Raw genomic sequence first — 17,953 nt, 5'->3', positions numbered from 1 at the left:
TTTGGCTTCAGTCCTAATGGAATGGTTTGGGAGCAAAAATCCCCAACTCCACAAAGCCGGCGGGACGTTAGCAGAAAGCTTGGTAAAACTGAAGGAAACAACAACTAAAATGGAATATTATGATTGAAATTTTTTGGGGAATATTAAATATTGCAATCCTAATTTATTTTACAATTATTTGCTTTAAATCAGTAAAACTTATCAAAGAAAAAATTGGCATTTTGGCAGCCCTAGTTTTTGCTTTAGGAATATTATCATTTGCTTCAAAACCAAACGATAAATACTTAGCTGATAAAAACATTGATTTCCTCAATCAAACAAATCCAAAAATGGCTTTTAATGGGAATTCATTCTTTCAAGAAGTTAAATTAGAAGACAATTTATCTACCAAAATTAGATTATCAATTCTTGTTGGAGAAAAAGGGAATGAATTAATAATCTTAAATGCAAATTGTAGCAAAGAAGGCTTTATTAGCGGAACAAATTGGAATGTTCAAAATATAGATGTCGATAAACCAAAAGACAAAAATTATTGCAATTATTCTGTGTCTGGATTTATGGAATGGAAAATCCTCGGAATAACATTTTATTCTGAACGCAAAACTTTTAAAGGTAACGCAATATTGAAAAAATAAAGCCTTCTGCTAACAGCGGTTTTGAGCAAGTGGGGTTTTAGGGAAAAACTGAAACTCTTTTTTGTATATTTGGCTTAGTGATAAAACAAACTGAAGGAATAAAAATCCCCACCTTCTCAAAGCCGGCGGGACGTTGGGCGCAATTCGTTAAAACTACGCAATGAAAAAAATATTCACAATTCTTATTCTATCACTTTTGATTGTCTCATGTCATCAAAAAGGCAGTGAGTCAAACTTCGATGATCTTCAAGAAAACTTCAATTTGTGGTGGTCATATTACAATCAAAATATCAGACTTTCATCACCTTTTATTGCCCTCAACTCAGTTTCAAAAAAAATTGAAAAAAGAGAATTTCTTGATTCACTAAAAACTGGTGAGTTCATACCCATTAAATCTTCTGATAACACTTATCAACTTTTAAAACTGGACAAAACTGCAAAGCCTGAAATAAGCACAACAATGAAAAATGCGGCTCAAATTGAATATGGAAATTACAACATGGAAAATCAATCTTTTCCGGCTTTCCACTTTCAAGATTTAAAGAATGATGAATACGATTCTAAAAAACTTTCAAATAAAACATTGATTATAAAATGCTGGTTTATTCATTGTCAGCAATGTGTTGCTGAAATGTCTGAACTTAATGAACTCGTAAAACAAAATAAGCAAAACCAAAACATCATATTCTTTAGCTTAGCTTCAGATTCGGCAAATGATTTAAATCAATTTTTGCGCAAAAAGGAATTTATATATCCAACAATTTCCGTTCCTAAAAGTTACTTTTCTGGAACTTTGCAAATCAATATCTTTCCAACCCATTTCATTGTAAAGAATGGTAAAATTCTCAAAGTAGTAAACAACGTAAAAGAACTGAAACTAGCGATGAACGAACTTTTATAAGAACTGCGCCCAACAGCGGTTTTGTGCAAGCGGGGTTTGGGTGTATATCGGGAAGAGTCGGTGTTTACACTCTCTTCTCAGCAGTGAAGTTTTTTCTTTCTAACTTTTCGGTATATTTGTAAACGTCAGTAACAAAAAATCCCCGCCTGACACAAGGCCGGCGGGACGTTAGCAACAATTATAAATTAACGATATAGGTATGAGAGAATTAAAAGTAATTAAGCTTGCTTTAATTTTAATTATAGCAACTCTTTTTTTTGGCTGTTCAAATTCAAATCAAAAACATATTGGCGAATGGACTGGCACTGATAAAGGTGAAAAAGGAAGTTTAATTTTAAATGAAGGAAATAGTGCGGTATTTGTAATTGGCAATCAAGTGTTAGGAGGCAAAAACTTTGAAATCAACGGTGTTAAAGCTAGTTTAGAATATGAGATCGACTATTCTAAAAACCCAATATGGCTTGATTTGGTTCTATATGAAAAAGAACAAAAGATAGAAAAGGGAAGAATGAGAGGAATTGTCAGATTTCTCACAGATACTAAAATGGAGTATCGAGTTAGTTTCAATCCTTTCTCAGATAGATTCACGAAGTTTGATAGCGAAGACAAAGAAAACACTATAGTACTGGATAAGATGTCAAAATAACTGTTGCTAACAGCGGTTTTATGAAATGGCGGGGTTCGGTGTTAATCGGTGATGGTCAGTGTTTGCATCTCTTTCTCCGAAAGAAGCTTTTTTCTTTCAGTCTTTTAGGTATATTTGTAAACATCAGTAATGAAAATCCGCCACTTCTTAAAGCCGGCGGGACGTTAGCAGTAATTTAAAAACAAATTCGCATAAAAAATTAACCTTTAATATGGAAAATCAAGACATCTTAATTTTGAAGAAGAAAGTCAAATCTCTTACAATTAATTTATATTTAATCACAACTGCAACCATTTGTTTTTTTTTGTTTTCGTTTATTTCTACTAAAAACGAAACATTTAATGAAATCACAGCAAAAAAATTAACAATTGTTGAATCAAATGGACAACCAAGATTAGTATTAGCGAACTCTCAAAATTCACCTGCTAATCTAATGCATGGTAAAACTTACGGTTTAAAAGAAGGAGGTAGACCAGGTCTAATCTTCCTTAATGATGAATTAACGGAATGTGGTGGACTTGTTTTTACAGGAAGAAAAGACCCTAAGACAGGGGAATACTTTGCCTCAGGACATTTTTCTTTTGACCAATATGACCAAAACCAAGTACTATACCTGCAGTATTTAGATGACAACGGCTCAAAAAAGACAGGGCTTTATGTAGATGATTGGCACAAAAATCCAGATTTTGCAGAATTTAGAAAAAAATATAAAGAAGCAGAAAAAATTCCAGATGAAATTGAAAGAGAAAAGAGACTGGAAGAAATGAGATTTCCTAAAAATTCTGAACCAGCATTTGCAAATAGAGTTTTTATAGGAAAGGATGTAAATAAAGACGCAGTATTAAATCTATCAGATACCAAGGGAAATGTTAGATTGCAAATGAAAGTTGATTCTCTTGGAAAAGCACAAATTTTGTTTTTGGACGATAAAGGCAAAATAACTGCCAAGTTTCCTCAACAGTAAAAAACTACTGCTAACAGCGGTTTTAAGAAATTGGGGGTTTAGGGCTTAATGAAACGAGCTTTTCGTATATTTTACTTCAGTCCTAATGGAATGGTTTGGGAATAAAAATCCCCACCAGCACAAAGCCGGCGGGACGTTAGCAGAAAGCTTGAAAAAACTGAAGGAAACAACAACTAAAATGGAATATTATGATTGAAATTTTTTGGGGAATATTAAATATTGCAATCTTAATTTATTTTACAATTATTTGCTTTAAATCAGTAAAACTTATCAAAGAAAAAATTGGCATTTTGGCAGCCCTAGTTTTTGCTTTAGGAATATTATCATTTGCTTCAAAACCAAACGATAAATACTTAGCTGATAAAAACATTGATTTCCTCAATCAAACAAATCCAAAAATGGCTTTTAATGGGAATTCATTCTTTCAAGAAGTTAAATTAGAAGACAATTTATCTACCAAAATTAGATTATCAATTCTTGTTGGAGAAAAAGGGAATGAATTAATAATCTTAAATGCAAATTGTAGCAAAGAAGGTTTTATTAGCGGAACAAATTGGAATGTTCAAAATATAGATGTCGATAAACCAAAAGACAAAAATTATTGCAATTATTCTGTGTCTGGATTTATGGAATGGAAAATCCTCGGAATAACATTTTATTCTGAACGCAAAACTTTTAAAGGTAACGCAATATTGAAAAAATAAAGCCTTCTGCTAACAGCGGTTTTATGCTATTGCTGGCCTTGGGATTTTTTGGAATGGTCAGTCCTTGCATTTCTTCTTTAAAAATAAGTTTTTTCTTTCAGTCTTTTCGGTATATTTGTAAGCAACAGTAATAAAAATCCCCACCTGACACAAAGCTGCGGGACGTTAGCCGTCATTGAATAAACCGACGGAGAAAAACAAACCAAATTTTTAAGAAAAAAAATGATTAAGACAAAATTATTAGAAGCCGAAAACATTGCAATTCAATTATTTAAAACAGTTGAAGAAAAAAAATTAATTTTAGTAGGGAAATCAGAAGAAGAACTTAATAATGAAATTTTCAATTTAGCATTTGAAATGTTCCGTATTGAAAATCATTGGCACAAAAAGATCGTGAGAAGTGGAGAAAACACATTATTTCCATACAATGAAAACCCACCAAATAAAATATTAAAGGATGATGATATTTTATTTTTTGATTTTGGGCCAATTATAGAAAATTGGGAAGCAGATTTAGGAAGGACTTATGTTATTGGAAATAATTCAGAAAAACTGAAATTAAAAAATGATGTTGAAAAGGCTTGGTACGAAACAAAGAATTGGTTTGACAACCAAAAAACACTTAAAGCAAGTGAATTATTTGCTTTTGTAAAACAAAAAGCAAATGAATTTGGTTGGGAGTTTGGAGGCGAAATTGCAGGGCATTTAATTGGGGAATATCCACATGAAAGATTAGAGCCTGGAAATTATCAATTATATATTCATCCTGAAAATCAAAATGATATGTTTTCACTTGACGCAAACGGCAATGAAAGACATTGGATATTAGAAATACATTTTGTTGACCGAAAAAATAAAATTGGTGGTTTTTTCGAACAATTATTAACATAAATGAAACAACGAACGGCTAACAGCGGTTTTGTGAAAGTGGGGTTTTAAGGCAAAATATAAAGGTAATTTTATATATTTGACTTCAGTCCTAATGGAAAGGTTTGGGAACAAAAATCCCCACCTCCAACAAGCCGGCGGGACGTTAGCGGAAATTTTGTACCAACAGGGAGACTTCAATAACTTAATGCACCAAATGAATGCACCAAATGATAAAATTTATCTTTATTGAATTATGGAGAAAGATCCTATTTGTTGTAGATGTTGCTCTGTTTGGTATTTGTTGAAGTTATCCCATTTTGGAGGAAAACTGGTTTTTTGCCCATACATAGAATCCAGACATACATTGTGGTCTTTGTACTTTTCATGTAAAACAGCCAAAATTTTGAAGAAAAATTCGTCCAACATTACAATAGCTTCAAATTCGGTTTTGAGCGTATCATAGTTGCTGTCTGAGGGGGTTACTATTTGTAACAGGTCTAAAACTTCTTTCTTTTCGAGGGCATTAATTTCAGTTAAATATCCATATTTTAAGGTTTTAAAAACTAAATTATTCCAAACCACACTGTCATGTCCCCATTGAACATCCGGTAGATTTAAAGAATGCTCACAAATTAGAATAATTGAAAAAAGAACGTCATTTAAATACGCTGCCGGAAATTCATCAAAACTTCTGAATTCAAAACCGCTTTGGTACATTTTTTCCTGATTAAAATCGAGACCCACTTCAGAAAGCAATTCATATTCCATTTCTAATTCAATCTGGTCTCGCCACCAAATGTTCTCTTCTTTTTCAAACTTTAGCAACTTTCTGAAATCATCCACTTTGTAAGTTAAAATTTTTCCCTTAGGCATCGATTTATTAAAAGTCCCTACCCCTATGTATCGGGACATGGCATTTCTCATAGAACCTAAAGTAAATTTTTTGTCTAAGCTATATTTGTCGCTTATTACTCCCATAATATCAGGACTGCCAAGAGTTGCTATAAAAAAAGGCTCAAACCATTGTAACAAATAAATGGCATTTGCGTGTGTTTTATCAAAATCAATATAATCTACAATCCTACTGTTTTCTGTCAGCGAAGGTAATGTAATATGAAAATGATAGGTGCCATTATTAAACAAAACAAGATTTTCCTGATTTGTCATGAACATATTAAGACCATTATTGTAATCCGGAAAGTTTAATTTTCCATCTAGTACAGACGATTCATTAATTTTATCCAGGAATAACTTTTTGGTTGCTTCCAGCTCTTTACAAGAATCTGAAATTGTTCTGTTTTCAAAATATTTGGTTACAAATTCGATAGAATCACCATCAAAATGTACAGATCCCATCGTTTTATTTCTTTGGGTAATCATACTTTGAATATTGTACGGTTGCTCCTCAAGAAAAAGTTCCATGATGGATTTCCCCAAATATTCCGGATTTGGAAGTGGCTTTGGCGTCACCTCATCTATTCCGGTGCTCCCAACTAATGATTTAACTTCCGGTAACGTTTTGTGCTGATAGTTTATGTCGAGTTTTTCCAGCGAATGACTATTAATCATTCGGCTCACTTTGTAGTTTTCGTTACAACCAAAAGCCTTTTTTAATAAGGGGGCCAAGCTTTCCGGTTTATAGCATTTTCTATAATCAATGCTGTATCGCTCACAACCAATTTTTTCTTGTATAAACTCACCAGAAACTATTAGAGATTCTTCAAATTGCATGTAGGTTTCGTTTTCTAATCCAATTCCCCAATAATATTTTTTTGTCTGATTGTCTTTCATTTATACTAGTTTTCTTTTTATGGTTATTTTGAACTTTTTAAAGTCATTATTTTTTATTCGGAAGCATGAGTTTAATCTGCTGTGAATCAAAATAAAAACAGTTTTTCAAACGGATTAAACAAACTATTAAATCCATTCTCTTATTTTTTAAATTATAGGAATTTATATTTAAGTCTCAGAAATTTTGCATTTGAATCGACTGAACGATTGATAAAAAGCAAAATTTTGTAATGGAGTTATAAAATTACTACTGTCATTAATCACTTTCATATCAACAATTTAAGCAGACAAATTGCCCTGTTACGGTTTTTGCTGTCCTTGTTTTTTCCAGGTTGCGAAGATAGTCATTATTATCTCATTTCAAACGGTTAATTCATTGAAAATCAAATAATAACACAAAATCTTCCAATTGTCTGATTAATTATTTGGATTAACTGGTTTCAGATATCGTTTAAAACTAGGTGCTTAGTGCATTTTGCTTTAGCCTTTAAAAGCATTTTATCCATAACTCGAGCAATAGCGAAGTGCGCAACAATTACACAAATACACACAAATTAAATCGCGTAATTTGTGGCTACTAAATTAGGGCTGCAACCCTGCAGACGTTCAGTCTGCCTATCAAATCATGAACTCTCAGTTCAGAGTTTAGTCATGGTAATAAAACACGTAAGAGGAATATAGTTCGTCATTCCACCAATCTTTTTTAACTTCTGAAAAATAATTGTAATTCACCTTTCCCGCTTGTGATTGTAGTGGGTATATTACCACGCCATTCTCTCTGTAGGCTTGATGCTCGTTCGTTTCCGGAACAACAGGAACGATATGTCCGGAGAGTCCTTTTTCTTTCCTTTTTGCACAAATTATTCCAACCCCTCCATTGGTGTTCACTTTATTTTGAATTTCTTCAGCAGTAAACATCCTTTTCCATCCAAAATCATCTCCCCATTTTAAAAACCAGTCGTGTATGGCACTGGAATAAATGTGATCTACGGTTTCACCCATAAGCGGTTCTACTTCCTGTCCTTGCAATATTTTTTCCAGGGCTTGATCTGTCCACCAAACAGTAGGAAGATATACTTTGCAGAAATGACAATAATCGTAAGAGTAAACATTACAATAGGTGTCTTCTATTGTTCTTTGGTATCTAATGTTTTTAACAACATCCAGTTTGTCGATTAATTGGCCAATGCTTTCTCGTTTGGTCTTAGCATTAGTTAAGTCTCTGTATGGAATGTCAGAGTCTGCCATTGGTTTGTACTTCATTTGTGCAGAATCTAATCGAGATTCCGGATCGGATAAGAAATCGGCAGCTGTTATTTGGCTATTTGGTTTTGAATGATTCACTTTTACTTCTAGTGTTGAATAAGTCGATTCTGTATGTTTTCTCATTTTGGTCGATTAAAATTAATTAGCATAATGCTAACGGAATTTTACTATTCCCCTAATGTATCTCTGAAAAGAAATTATATCCTATTATTTTAAAAATAAACAGGTCGTGTGTTTTTTTTTTAATATTATAACGGAAGTACAACTTTACATAAAAATCTTGAAGAAAAAAAACAATTCAAAAATTTAAAACTTCCGCTAAGGCGGTTTTGTGAAAGTGGGGTTTTAGTGTTTAATGGGGCGATCTTTTTGTATATTTGACTTTGTGATAAAACAATCTAAAGGAACAAAAATCCGCCACAGCATAAAGCCGGCGGGACGTTAGCAGTAAGCTTAAAAGAACATAGAGTTATGACGAACAACTGGATTAATCATCCTGTAGTATTAAAGGGAGATGAAATAGAACTCCTCCCTTTAGAAAAGGAACATTTTGAAGATTTATTTCTTGCTGCATCTAATAAAGAAATATGGGAACTAACATCTGTAGACTATTCAGTTGATGAAATATTTTATCCGAATTTCAACGGCGCAATGAAAGATAGAGAAAAAGGAACAGTGTATCCCTTTATCATTATTCACAAAAATTCAAACAAAATTATTGGAACTACTAGATTTCTTGAAATATATCCTAATGACAAAAAAATTGAAATAGGTGTTACTTGGATTATGAAAGAATATTGGGGGACAACTGTAAACCTAGAGTGTAAACTATTACTACTCAATTATTGTTTCGAAAATTTAAAAACTAATAGGGTTCAATTTAGAGCAAAAGATAACAATGTACGTTCAAGAAAAGCAATTCAAAAAATTGGCGGAATATTTGAAGGGGTTTTAAGAAAAGATAAAATAGAACCAAATGGAATACCGAGAAATACAGCTTTTTATAGTATTTTGGATAGTGAATGGGAAGATGTAAAACAAAGTATTAAAAACCAAATCGAGATAAAAGCCTACCGCTAACAGCGGTTTTATGCTATAGCGGGGTCGGCGTGTAATTGGTGGAGACAGTGCTTGCACTTCTATCCTATTTTTCAACTATTCTCTTTCAAACTTTTCGGTATATTTGTAAACATCAGCAATAAAAAATCCGCCACAGCATAAAGCCGGCGGGAGATTATCTGCAAGCTTATCCAAAATTCCTAATAAGAAATGAAACACGAAATTTTAACTGATAGATTAAAACTTAAAATTGTTGAAAAATCTGATGCTGAAATAATTCACAGATTAAGAACAAATGCTGAAGTTAGTAAATTCATAAGAAGGGATTTAAACAAATCATTAACTGATATTGAAAATTTCATAGTCGAAAGAAGTAAAACTGATTTATTTTTTTCGATAAATACTATTGAAAAAAATGAGCTGGTCGGAACAATTGCAATTTGGAAAATCAACTACGATAAAAATTACGCTGAATTAGGATATGAATTATTTCCGGAATTTCAGAATAAGGGAATAATGACAAATGCAATTACTGGAATTTTAGATTATGCATTTAACGTATTAAACTTCAAAACAATTGAAGCATTTACAAATAAAGAAAATCAAAATTCAAGAAAGTTATTGGAAAAATTAGGTTTTTGCTTAATTGAAAATAAAATCGATGAAAAAAATCTAAATAATGTAATATACCAAATAAACAAAGCCTGCAGATAATAGCGGTTTTATGCTATGGCGGGGCTTGGGATTTTTTGGATTGGTCAGAGTTTGCATTTCTCCTTTAAAAAGAAGTTTTTTTCTTACTAAATTTTCGGTAAATTTGAAGACATCAGTAACAAAAATCCTCACCTGACACAAAGCCGGAGGGACGTTAGTAGCAAGTTTTCCAAAATCACACGTAAAACAATATGAGAAAAGCAATTTTACTTATTATTATCACACAATTTTTGGCTAACTGTTCTTCTGGAAAAATCAATTCAAGATTTGAAAAAATGATTTTCCATACATCTAAATGCTTTGGAACTTGTCCAGAATATCACTTAGAACTTAATCAAAACAAAAAAATTAAACTTTATATCGAAAAAGCTTATCAAAATTATAAAATCGACTCAACAAGAATTGGTTTTTATCGTGGTAAACTTGACAAAGAAACTTATAATGAGTTTCTAAGCATATTAGAAAAAATTGATTTGGAAAAATCTGGAACAAAAGCACCTCCCGTTGAACCAAATACAATTACATTGAGTGAAGGATCTCAGTTAACTTTGATATTATATATAGATAATAAAAGAAAACCTATGAGATATATTTATCCAGCTGGGCTTATGCAGGATTTAATGGCATTTCTATATAAAATAAGCAAAGATAAAAGCCTTACTAAGGTTAATGAAAAATTAGAAATTGAGTCTTTAAATTAAACCTGCTACTAACAGCGGTTTTATGAAATGACTAACTTCAGCCTTAATCGGTAATGGTCAGTGTTTGCATTTCTTTCTCCGAAAGAGGTTTTTCCATTCAGTCTTTTCGGTATATTTGTAAACATCAGTAATAAAAATTCCGCCACTTCATAAAACCGGCGGGACGCTAGTGGCAAGTTTACCAAATGAGACGTCCTAAAATAGGTTGACTAAAAATTTAAATCTAAAATGAAACATCAAATACTAAATCTTTTAAAATGGTACACACTATGTCTTTTATTCTTCTTTTTCACAATATTTATAATTACTTTTCATATTAAAAACATCGGAGATAGAGAAAAAGTAATTACTCATTTTCCAAAGATAGCTTTAAAAAATCAATTTGGTCAACTAAAGACTATTGATGATTACAAAGGAAAATTGATACTTGTTGATTTTTGGTTTTCAGGTTGTGAACCTTGTCTTGAAGAAATGAAATTCTTTCCAGAACTATTAAAGAAACACGATGATTTAGTAATATTAAGCATGAGTGTTGATTCTCCAAAATGGACACAAAGTTTGTTAATCCATAAAAGAAAACCTTGGGATTTTTTAGAGACAAAAAAACTTAATTGGACATTTTCCAATATAAATAATGAAAACCTTAAATCCTTTAAAGTAAATGGATTCCCAGCCTATTTTATAATAGACAAAGATGGTACTTTATTAAGCTCACCAAAAAGTGGTCTTTACGCTGTAGAAAGTAAACTTGGTAATATCTTTACAACTAATCTTTCTTTTGAGAAGTATTTTAATTCGTATTCGAAAAAAGACATTCTTAAAATATTTCGTTTATATACAATATTATACATTTTGTTCTCTTTAATCTATGCATCAATAAAATATTTTAAACGAAATAAATATAAAACCAGTCACTAACAGCTGTTTTATGAAATGACTAACTTCAGTCTTAATCGGTAATGGCCAGTGAATATTTTTCTTCTCCGAAGTGAGGCTTTTTCTTTCAAACTTTTCGGTATATTTGTAAACATCAGTAATGAAATTCCGCCACTTCATAAAGCCGGCGCGACGTTAGCTACAAGCAAAAAACAAAATCGCGAAAAACATGAAACTTGTCAAACTCATCACTTATATTTTTACCGCGTTATTTCTATTAAGTTGTTCGCCCAAAAAGAATACTTATAGACTTACAAAAAATTATGAGCCAGATGATTTAACATTGTATGAAGCCATTGTAGATATGGATAGTGCTTTTTTTGAAGCCTATAATAACTGTAACAAAGATCTTAATAAATACAGCTCGTTTTATTCTGACAATATCGAGTTCTATCATGATAAAGGTGGTTTTATGAATTCAAAACAAGAAATTGTAGAGGGGACAAAAAAGTATGTTTGCGGCAAAGTAACAAGAGAACTTGTAAAAGGAAGTATTGAAGTTTATCCAATAAACAATTATGGAGCTATAGAAATTGGGTTACATAAATTTCACAACAAAGAAGAACCAAATGGCATCCCTAAAATTGGAAGATTTACAATTGTTTGGAAAAAAGAAAATGGTGAATGGAAAATCACAAAAGTTATAAGTCTGCATTGAAATTTCCAGCAGCTAACAGCGGTTTTATGCTATGGCGGGGTCGGTGTGTAATGGGAGGAGCCAGTGCTTGCACTTCTCTCCTATTTTTCAACTTTTTTCTTTCAGTCTTTTAGGTATATTTGTAAACATCAGTATTAAAAATTTCGCCACTTCATAAACCGGCGACGTTAGTGGCAACTTTGCAGCAATCCTGTGAAAAAAACAACTTAAAAACATTCAATTATATAACAAAACCATAAACTTGGCAGAAACATAATTTATTTTCTATGGAACAATTTAGAGAAGCTATTATAAGAAATAGTTATATACTTGGTGAAGGAGCTGAAGGAATATATTCAGATATAACCATTGCGATTAAAAATTCAAATAAATCGAATCTAACATTTGGAGAAAATATTGAATTGAAAAACAGTGAGGTTTTAAAAAAAATCGAAATGCAATTTCAAAACAAATGGATTGATGAATACCACAATAAAGGTATCTTTTTCGAAATTAAAATCCTTAACATCGGAATTGATAAATCTGGGCGTAAATATGCTATTGAGAATTCAGTTAATGGCGTAATGCATGAAGCTTTAACAAAAATCGGAATTTTAACACCTCAAATATTCGGATTATAAATAAAAAAGCTGCCACTAACAGCGGCTTTGTGAAAGCGGGGTTTCGGTGTATATCGGTAAGAACCAGTGCTTGCACTTCTCTCCTATTTTTAAACTTTTTCTTTCAGACTTTTCTGTATATTTGTAAAAATCAGTAATAAAAATCCCCACTGACAAAAGCTGGCGGGACGCTGTGCGTCATTTTGACGAAACGAAACGAAATAGAAAACCAATCAAAAAAGTATAAGCTTGTTATTATAAAAAATCAAATATCAACTGCCAAATGAAATATACATTAGAAGGACAAGAAACAGGAAGATTAAAATTTAGGTTACTAAATATTGAGGATTTTGATATATGGGTTGAATTGTTTGAAAATATTGAGGTTTGCAGATTTTTAGGAGTTGACAAAATTGAAACACCAAACGAAAGATGCAAACTCTGGTTTGATATGACATTTGAAAGATATAAAAACGGTTTAGGCGGAGCGAACGTATTAATCGATAAATTCACAAATAAAATTATTGGTCAAAGCGGACTTATAGTAAGAGAAATTGAAGGAAAACAAGAAATAGAAATTGCATATTCTATATTACCGGAATATAGAAAAAAAGGATTTGCATCCGAATCCACTAAAAAATGTAAAGATTTTGCATTCGAGAATAATTTTTCGCAAAGTTTAATTTCAATAATTAATATTGAAAATATTAATTCTGAAAAAGTTGCGAGAAGTAATGGAATGAGAAATGATAAATCCATCGAATATAATGGAATGCTTGTAAATATTTATCGAATCGATATTGGAGAATGGAAAAAGAAAAACGAAAGCAAAACAGCGGATTTATGAAAGCGGAGTTTGGGTGTGTATCGGTATGAGCTTGTGTTTGCATGTCCCTCCTATTTTTCAACTTTTTTCTTACAGACTTTTCGGTATATTTGTAAACATCGGTAACAAAAATCCTCGACTTCATAAAACCGGCGGGACGTTAGCTATCAGTTTGGCGTGAATGAAAACCGAAAGAAAAATAATTTCAACGATTCAATAAAATTTGAGTCTTTTAAAGTAATAATGAAGAAAATAATTTTTACGCTAATAATTCTGAATTTTTTTATATCCTCCGGACAATCCAAAAAAATTCAGAATTTAGATTTCCTGATGAAATCAGCAAACGAAATAGGAATATTTAATGGAAATATAATTGTTTCTCAAAACGGGAAAATTATGTATCAAAATGAACTCGGATATACAGATTATTCAAAAGGCAAAAAATTAAATCGGGAATCCACCATGCCGATTGGCTCGATAACTAAAGAATTCAACAGTACAGGAATTTTATTTTTAGCAGAAAAAGGAAAACTGAATTTAGAGGACAAAGTTTCCACTTATTTAACTTACTTACCAAGTTGGGCATCTAAAATTCAAATTAAGCATTTGCTTCAATATACAAGTGGTTTGCCAAGAATATTTAAAAATACAGATTCTGAATATTTATCGGAATTGAATAATGTTGAAAAATTGGAATTTGAACCTGGAACGGGATATATTTATAGTAATGCAAATGTTTTTCTTCAACAAGAAATAATTAAAAAAATAACAAATCTGTCTTATGAAGATTTTTTGAAAACCAAGTTTTTCAAAAAATTAAAAATTAGTGGCGGTAAAATTCCAAAAGATTCCACATTAACTGTAAATATGGCTGGTTCATTTGACAACGATTTTAAAGAAACAACTTTCATTCACGGAGGTGGAGAAATGTATTTTTCAATAACTGATTTGTATAATTGGGTTAGTAATTTACAAAATAAAAAAATAGTCAATAAAAACTCAATAAACATTCTTGCAAAAAGTTTTGACAAAAATTCTGAATCAAGTCTGGGGAACACAATTATTGAAAACAATAAAGTTGTGGAGCATTCTCATCAAGGTTCAGGTAATAATTATGAATCAAACGTTTATTACGAATCAAAAAACAAAACAATTATAGTATTAATAACCAACAATCAAAATTTCAAACTTAGTGCAATTACAGAATCAATATTAAATATTTTAGCCGATAAACCTTTCACAATTCCAAAAAAATCAATTTATCTTGATATTAGAGGAAAATTATTAGACAACTTTCAAAATGGAATTTCATTCTATGAGCAAATTAAATCAAGTCAAAAAGAAAAATACGATTTTTCAAGCGAATTTGAAGACTTAATAAATACTGGAAAATATCTAATGAGAAGAAAACGATTTGAAGACGCAATCAAAGTTTTTGAATTAAGCACAACAATTGATTTAAAAAATTCGACTGGAATCTCAAGTTCATATTCATTTATCGGAGAATGTTATGACAAAATGAAAAAATCAGATTTGGCAATTATATACTTAAAAAAAGCATTAGACTTTGACGCAAAAAACAAAAACGCAGAAGAGATGTTGAAACGAATCGAAAATAAATAAAAACCGAACGGCTAACAGCGATTTTAAGCTATGCCGAGGCTTGGGATTTTTTGGACTGGTCAGCGCTTGTATTTCTTCTTTAAAAAGAAGTTTTTTCTTTCCACTTATCGGTATATTTGTAAACATCACTAACAAAAATTCCCTCCTTCACAAAGCTGGCAGGACGTTAGCAACCATTTTAGAACTCAATTATCATTAATGCCATATATATTAAAACATTTTAGATTTTTCACATACGGGTGCCTAATTATTCTTGCCTCTTGCACTTCAAAAGAAGATTTATCAGGACTGTATGTTGGATGCTTTGAAAACAATATTGATTCCTTAAAAATAGATTCAAAAGGAAGATATGAAAGAATAATTTACGATAATGACAAAAGGATGATTTTTAGCAACAAAAGCACATACCAAATTGAACATGGCCATATTACTTTTGATGAATTTCTGCTAAACGAAAACGACCTTTCATCATCTTTAAAATATGATTCAGAAGATCTTCTAATAGCAAGTTTGCCATATACCAGGACTTTCTCGGGAATAACGATAATTTCTAACGACGATTTAGGCTATTTTTATTTTAAGAAATAAATATTAGGGAAAAAACGACTGCTAACAACGGTTTTGTTAAAGCGGGGTTTGGGTGTGTATCAGTAAGAGACGGTGCTTGTATATTTTTTCTGTTTTTTTAAGTTTTTTCTTTCAAAATTTTTGTTATATTTGTAAAAATCTCCACTTTCACAAAGCCGGAGGGACGTTAGCAGCAAGCATTGAACGACATTAAACATTGACAATATGAACATAGAATATAGTTTTGACAAACGACCAACAGCAGAACAAATAATTAAACTTTACGACAACGCAGGTTTGCCTAGACCAACAAATGACAAAGAACGGATACAAAAAATGTATGACAGTTCAAATTTAATAGTTACAGCTTGGGACAATGACATATTGGTTGGGGTTTCACGTTCAATTACAGATTGGGTTTGGAGTTGTTACCTTGCCGACCTTGCCATTCATCCTGATTATAAAAAAGGTGGAATTGGCAAAAAACTTGTTCAGTTGACAAAAGAAAAACTTGGAGACCAGTCAATGATACTTTTGCTTTCTGTTCCAACAGCTATGGAATACTATCCAAAAATTGGGATGACAAAGGAAGACAGAGCTTTTACAATACTTCGAACAGAATAACTGTTGAAGAGCAAAATGGAATATCAATACAACCGAAAATCAACTTGACTTTTTTGTAGTTTCTCAATCAACAACAAGTAACAATAGAACTTACAATAGAGTAATAAAACAAAATATGCCTGCTGCTAACAGCGGTTTTATGATATGGTGGGGTTTGGGAATTTTTGGATTGGTCGGTGTTTGCATTTCCTCTTTAAAAAGAAGTTTTTTCTTTCTACTTTTCGACATATTTGTAAAAATCAGTAGTAAAAAAATCCCCGCCTTCACAAAGCCGGAGGGAAGTTAGCAGCTATTAACAATAACGTATCTTCCTAAAATAGGTTGAATAAAAATTATACAACATGACATTTAATTTAAAACACTTTCTAATCATCATTTCTTTTGTTTTCACGAAATCTTATTCACAAGATGGAAAAATCTATGAAGTTACACTTCCTGATGGTTCAAAGCATATTGAGCAGTATTTTAAATACCCAGGAGGTAAAGAGGCCTTATTGAAAGACTTACGTGATAATTTTTATATTCCCAAACAAGCTATAAAGGACAAAGTAAGTGGTCAAATTATTTTGGCTATTACTATTGACACGACTGGTATAGCAAAAGGTAAAATTTTAAAAAGCCTTAGACCTGATGTGGATAGTGCTGCCGTCCAAGTGGTTCGAAAATTAAAAATTTCTGAACCTGCAAAACAGGATAATAAAAAAGTTCCATTTACCTTATCTTTTCCAATAACAATTTAACAGCTGCTAACAACGTTTTTATGCTATGGTGACGCTTGGGATTTTTTGGACTGGTCAGTGTTTGCATTTCCTCTTTAAAAAGAAGTTTTTTCTTTACTCTTTTCGGTAAATTTGTAAACATCTGTAATAAAAATCCCCACCTTCACAAAGCCGGCGGGACGCTATGCAACATTTTAAAACGACATGGTGAAAAGAGCTATTTCAACAATATTATTTCTGTTTATACCAATATTAATTTATTCTCAAAATTCTATAACTAAGATCGAGGAAAATAGATTTATTGAAAAGAGAGATAATAAATTTGGTATTACTGACAGTTTAAAAAACGTTGTAATTCCGTTTAAATATGATTTTATAGAGTATAAAAATCGACGACTGATTATTCGAAATAATAATTTGAATGGACTTTTCTCTCTTGATAATAAAGAATTAGTTCCGATAGAATTTGAATTTATCTTACCACGAAAAAATGATAGGTTTATTCTTTGGAAAAAAAATTCAATAAATGGATTATCTGATATTAATGGAAAAACTATTATTCCATTAAAATATAAAAGTGTTTCTTCAATTGTAAACGATGAATTTTATCTAACAAAAAATGAAAATAATCTAAACGGAGTATATGATTTTAATGGAAAGAATATAATTCCAGAAGAATACAAATTTTACACAGTTGACGAGAATAGAATATTTGCAACAAAAAACAATAAAGCCCAAATTATAGACGTGCAGAATTCTAAAAACAATATTGATTTAGATAAAAAAATTGAATTAATCGAAACTGTTAGACATTATTCAATAGATGAAAATTTATTTCAAATTATAAAAAAGGAAAATAAATATGGTATTATAAACTCAAAAAATGAAACAATAATTCCACTCATTTATGATGAAATTAAATCGTCACAAAATTGGCGATATTTTACAATTAAGCAGAACAACAAGATTGGATTAATAAATGTTAATGGAACAATAACTAAAAAGCCGATTTATGATAGCATTGAACTGCGAAAAGAATATATAGTACTAAAAAAGAAAAACTTAAAAGATGAAATTTACTCATACGAATACTAAAAAACGTTGCAAAACAGCGGTTTTGTGAAAGTGAGGTTTTAGTGTGTATCAATAA

20 protein-coding genes are annotated in these 17,953 nt (G+C 31.2%); 18 read left to right on the top strand and 2 right to left on the bottom strand.

Annotation, left to right across the window (positions count from 1 at the left end; all coding sequences use genetic code 11):
* Positions 1 to 119: 119 nt before the first annotated feature.
* The 6 genes from FEDK69T_RS14905 to FEDK69T_RS14880 all read left to right on the top strand — a co-directional run bounded on the left by FEDK69T_RS14905 (position 120) and on the right by FEDK69T_RS14880 (position 4,741).
* A complete protein-coding gene (locus FEDK69T_RS14905; protein ID WP_023575019.1) occupies positions 120 to 635 on the top strand; it encodes a hypothetical protein in 516 nt (171 codons plus the stop codon).
* Positions 636 to 795: 160 nt separating this feature from the next.
* Positions 796 to 1,536 carry a TlpA family protein disulfide reductase gene (locus FEDK69T_RS14900; RefSeq protein ID WP_035631005.1) on the top strand — a complete coding sequence of 247 codons (741 nt, stop codon included), beginning with the start codon at positions 796 to 798 and terminating at the stop codon, positions 1,534 to 1,536.
* A 199-nt stretch (positions 1,537 to 1,735) separates the two neighbouring features.
* Positions 1,736 to 2,182 (top strand): hypothetical protein, encoded by a 447-nt coding sequence (locus FEDK69T_RS14895; protein ID WP_023575022.1) that lies wholly within the window; start codon positions 1,736 to 1,738, stop codon positions 2,180 to 2,182.
* Positions 2,183 to 2,393: 211 nt separating this feature from the next.
* Complete coding sequence (locus FEDK69T_RS14890) at positions 2,394 to 3,146, top strand: hypothetical protein (RefSeq protein WP_023575020.1); 753 nt, start codon at positions 2,394 to 2,396, stop codon at positions 3,144 to 3,146.
* Positions 3,147 to 3,334: 188 nt separating this feature from the next.
* Entirely contained in the window at positions 3,335 to 3,850 is a 516-nt protein-coding gene (locus tag FEDK69T_RS14885) for a hypothetical protein (protein ID WP_023575019.1), read from the top strand.
* Positions 3,851 to 4,072: 222 nt separating this feature from the next.
* On the top strand, positions 4,073 to 4,741 hold the full coding sequence (locus tag FEDK69T_RS14880; RefSeq protein WP_023575018.1) for a M24 family metallopeptidase: 669 nt from the start codon (positions 4,073 to 4,075) through the stop codon (positions 4,739 to 4,741).
* 222 nt (positions 4,742 to 4,963) lie between these two features.
* Here the strand turns inward: FEDK69T_RS14880 and FEDK69T_RS14875 are convergent, their stop codons facing one another.
* Both FEDK69T_RS14875 and FEDK69T_RS14870 read right to left on the bottom strand, forming a co-directional pair.
* Positions 4,964 to 6,511 carry a hypothetical protein gene (locus FEDK69T_RS14875; RefSeq protein WP_023575016.1) on the bottom strand — a complete coding sequence of 516 codons (1,548 nt, stop codon included), beginning with the start codon at positions 6,509 to 6,511 and terminating at the stop codon, positions 4,964 to 4,966.
* A 645-nt stretch (positions 6,512 to 7,156) separates the two neighbouring features.
* Positions 7,157 to 7,900: a hypothetical protein gene (locus FEDK69T_RS14870; RefSeq protein WP_035630915.1), complete on the bottom strand. Its 744-nt coding sequence runs from the start codon at positions 7,898 to 7,900 to the stop codon at positions 7,157 to 7,159.
* A gap of 348 nt (positions 7,901 to 8,248) precedes the next feature.
* Between FEDK69T_RS14870 and FEDK69T_RS14865 the strand changes: the two genes are divergently transcribed.
* From FEDK69T_RS14865 to FEDK69T_RS14810, 12 genes are all read left to right on the top strand, one after another.
* Complete coding sequence (locus FEDK69T_RS14865) at positions 8,249 to 8,857, top strand: GNAT family N-acetyltransferase (protein WP_023575014.1); 609 nt, start codon at positions 8,249 to 8,251, stop codon at positions 8,855 to 8,857.
* A 189-nt stretch (positions 8,858 to 9,046) separates the two neighbouring features.
* Positions 9,047 to 9,550, top strand: coding sequence for a GNAT family N-acetyltransferase (locus FEDK69T_RS14860; protein WP_023575013.1), 504 nt, complete (start codon positions 9,047 to 9,049; stop codon positions 9,548 to 9,550).
* Positions 9,551 to 9,741: 191 nt separating this feature from the next.
* Positions 9,742 to 10,251, top strand: coding sequence for a DUF6438 domain-containing protein (locus FEDK69T_RS14855; protein WP_023575010.1), 510 nt, complete (start codon positions 9,742 to 9,744; stop codon positions 10,249 to 10,251).
* A gap of 228 nt (positions 10,252 to 10,479) precedes the next feature.
* On the top strand, positions 10,480 to 11,169 hold the full coding sequence (locus tag FEDK69T_RS14850) for a TlpA family protein disulfide reductase (protein WP_023575009.1): 690 nt from the start codon (positions 10,480 to 10,482) through the stop codon (positions 11,167 to 11,169).
* 187 nt (positions 11,170 to 11,356) lie between these two features.
* Complete coding sequence (locus FEDK69T_RS14845) at positions 11,357 to 11,845, top strand: nuclear transport factor 2 family protein (protein WP_035630914.1); 489 nt, start codon at positions 11,357 to 11,359, stop codon at positions 11,843 to 11,845.
* A gap of 266 nt (positions 11,846 to 12,111) precedes the next feature.
* Positions 12,112 to 12,465 carry a hypothetical protein gene (locus tag FEDK69T_RS14840; RefSeq protein WP_023575005.1) on the top strand — a complete coding sequence of 118 codons (354 nt, stop codon included), beginning with the start codon at positions 12,112 to 12,114 and terminating at the stop codon, positions 12,463 to 12,465.
* Positions 12,466 to 12,727: 262 nt separating this feature from the next.
* A complete protein-coding gene (locus FEDK69T_RS14835) occupies positions 12,728 to 13,291 on the top strand; it encodes a GNAT family N-acetyltransferase (protein ID WP_023575004.1) in 564 nt (187 codons plus the stop codon).
* 309 nt (positions 13,292 to 13,600) lie between these two features.
* Positions 13,601 to 14,893 (top strand): serine hydrolase, encoded by a 1,293-nt coding sequence (locus tag FEDK69T_RS14830; protein ID WP_162147258.1) that lies wholly within the window; start codon positions 13,601 to 13,603, stop codon positions 14,891 to 14,893.
* Between the two features lie 198 nt (positions 14,894 to 15,091).
* Positions 15,092 to 15,481, top strand: a complete 390-nt coding sequence (locus FEDK69T_RS14825; protein WP_035630912.1) for a hypothetical protein — start codon at positions 15,092 to 15,094, stop codon at positions 15,479 to 15,481.
* A gap of 204 nt (positions 15,482 to 15,685) precedes the next feature.
* Positions 15,686 to 16,084: a GNAT family N-acetyltransferase gene (locus tag FEDK69T_RS14820; RefSeq protein ID WP_023575001.1), complete on the top strand. Its 399-nt coding sequence runs from the start codon at positions 15,686 to 15,688 to the stop codon at positions 16,082 to 16,084.
* Between the two features lie 341 nt (positions 16,085 to 16,425).
* Entirely contained in the window at positions 16,426 to 16,824 is a 399-nt protein-coding gene (locus FEDK69T_RS14815) for an energy transducer TonB (RefSeq protein ID WP_023574999.1), read from the top strand.
* Positions 16,825 to 17,007: 183 nt separating this feature from the next.
* Positions 17,008 to 17,898 carry a WG repeat-containing protein gene (locus FEDK69T_RS14810; RefSeq protein WP_023574997.1) on the top strand — a complete coding sequence of 297 codons (891 nt, stop codon included), beginning with the start codon at positions 17,008 to 17,010 and terminating at the stop codon, positions 17,896 to 17,898.
* The last annotated feature ends 55 nt before the right edge of the window (positions 17,899 to 17,953 follow it).

Origin of the sequence: Flavobacterium enshiense DK69 (assembly GCF_000498495.1) — a bacterium.
Taxonomy (GTDB): Bacteria; Bacteroidota; Bacteroidia; order Flavobacteriales; family Flavobacteriaceae; genus Flavobacterium; species Flavobacterium enshiense.
This window is presented reverse-complemented; position numbering and strand designations above follow the sequence as displayed.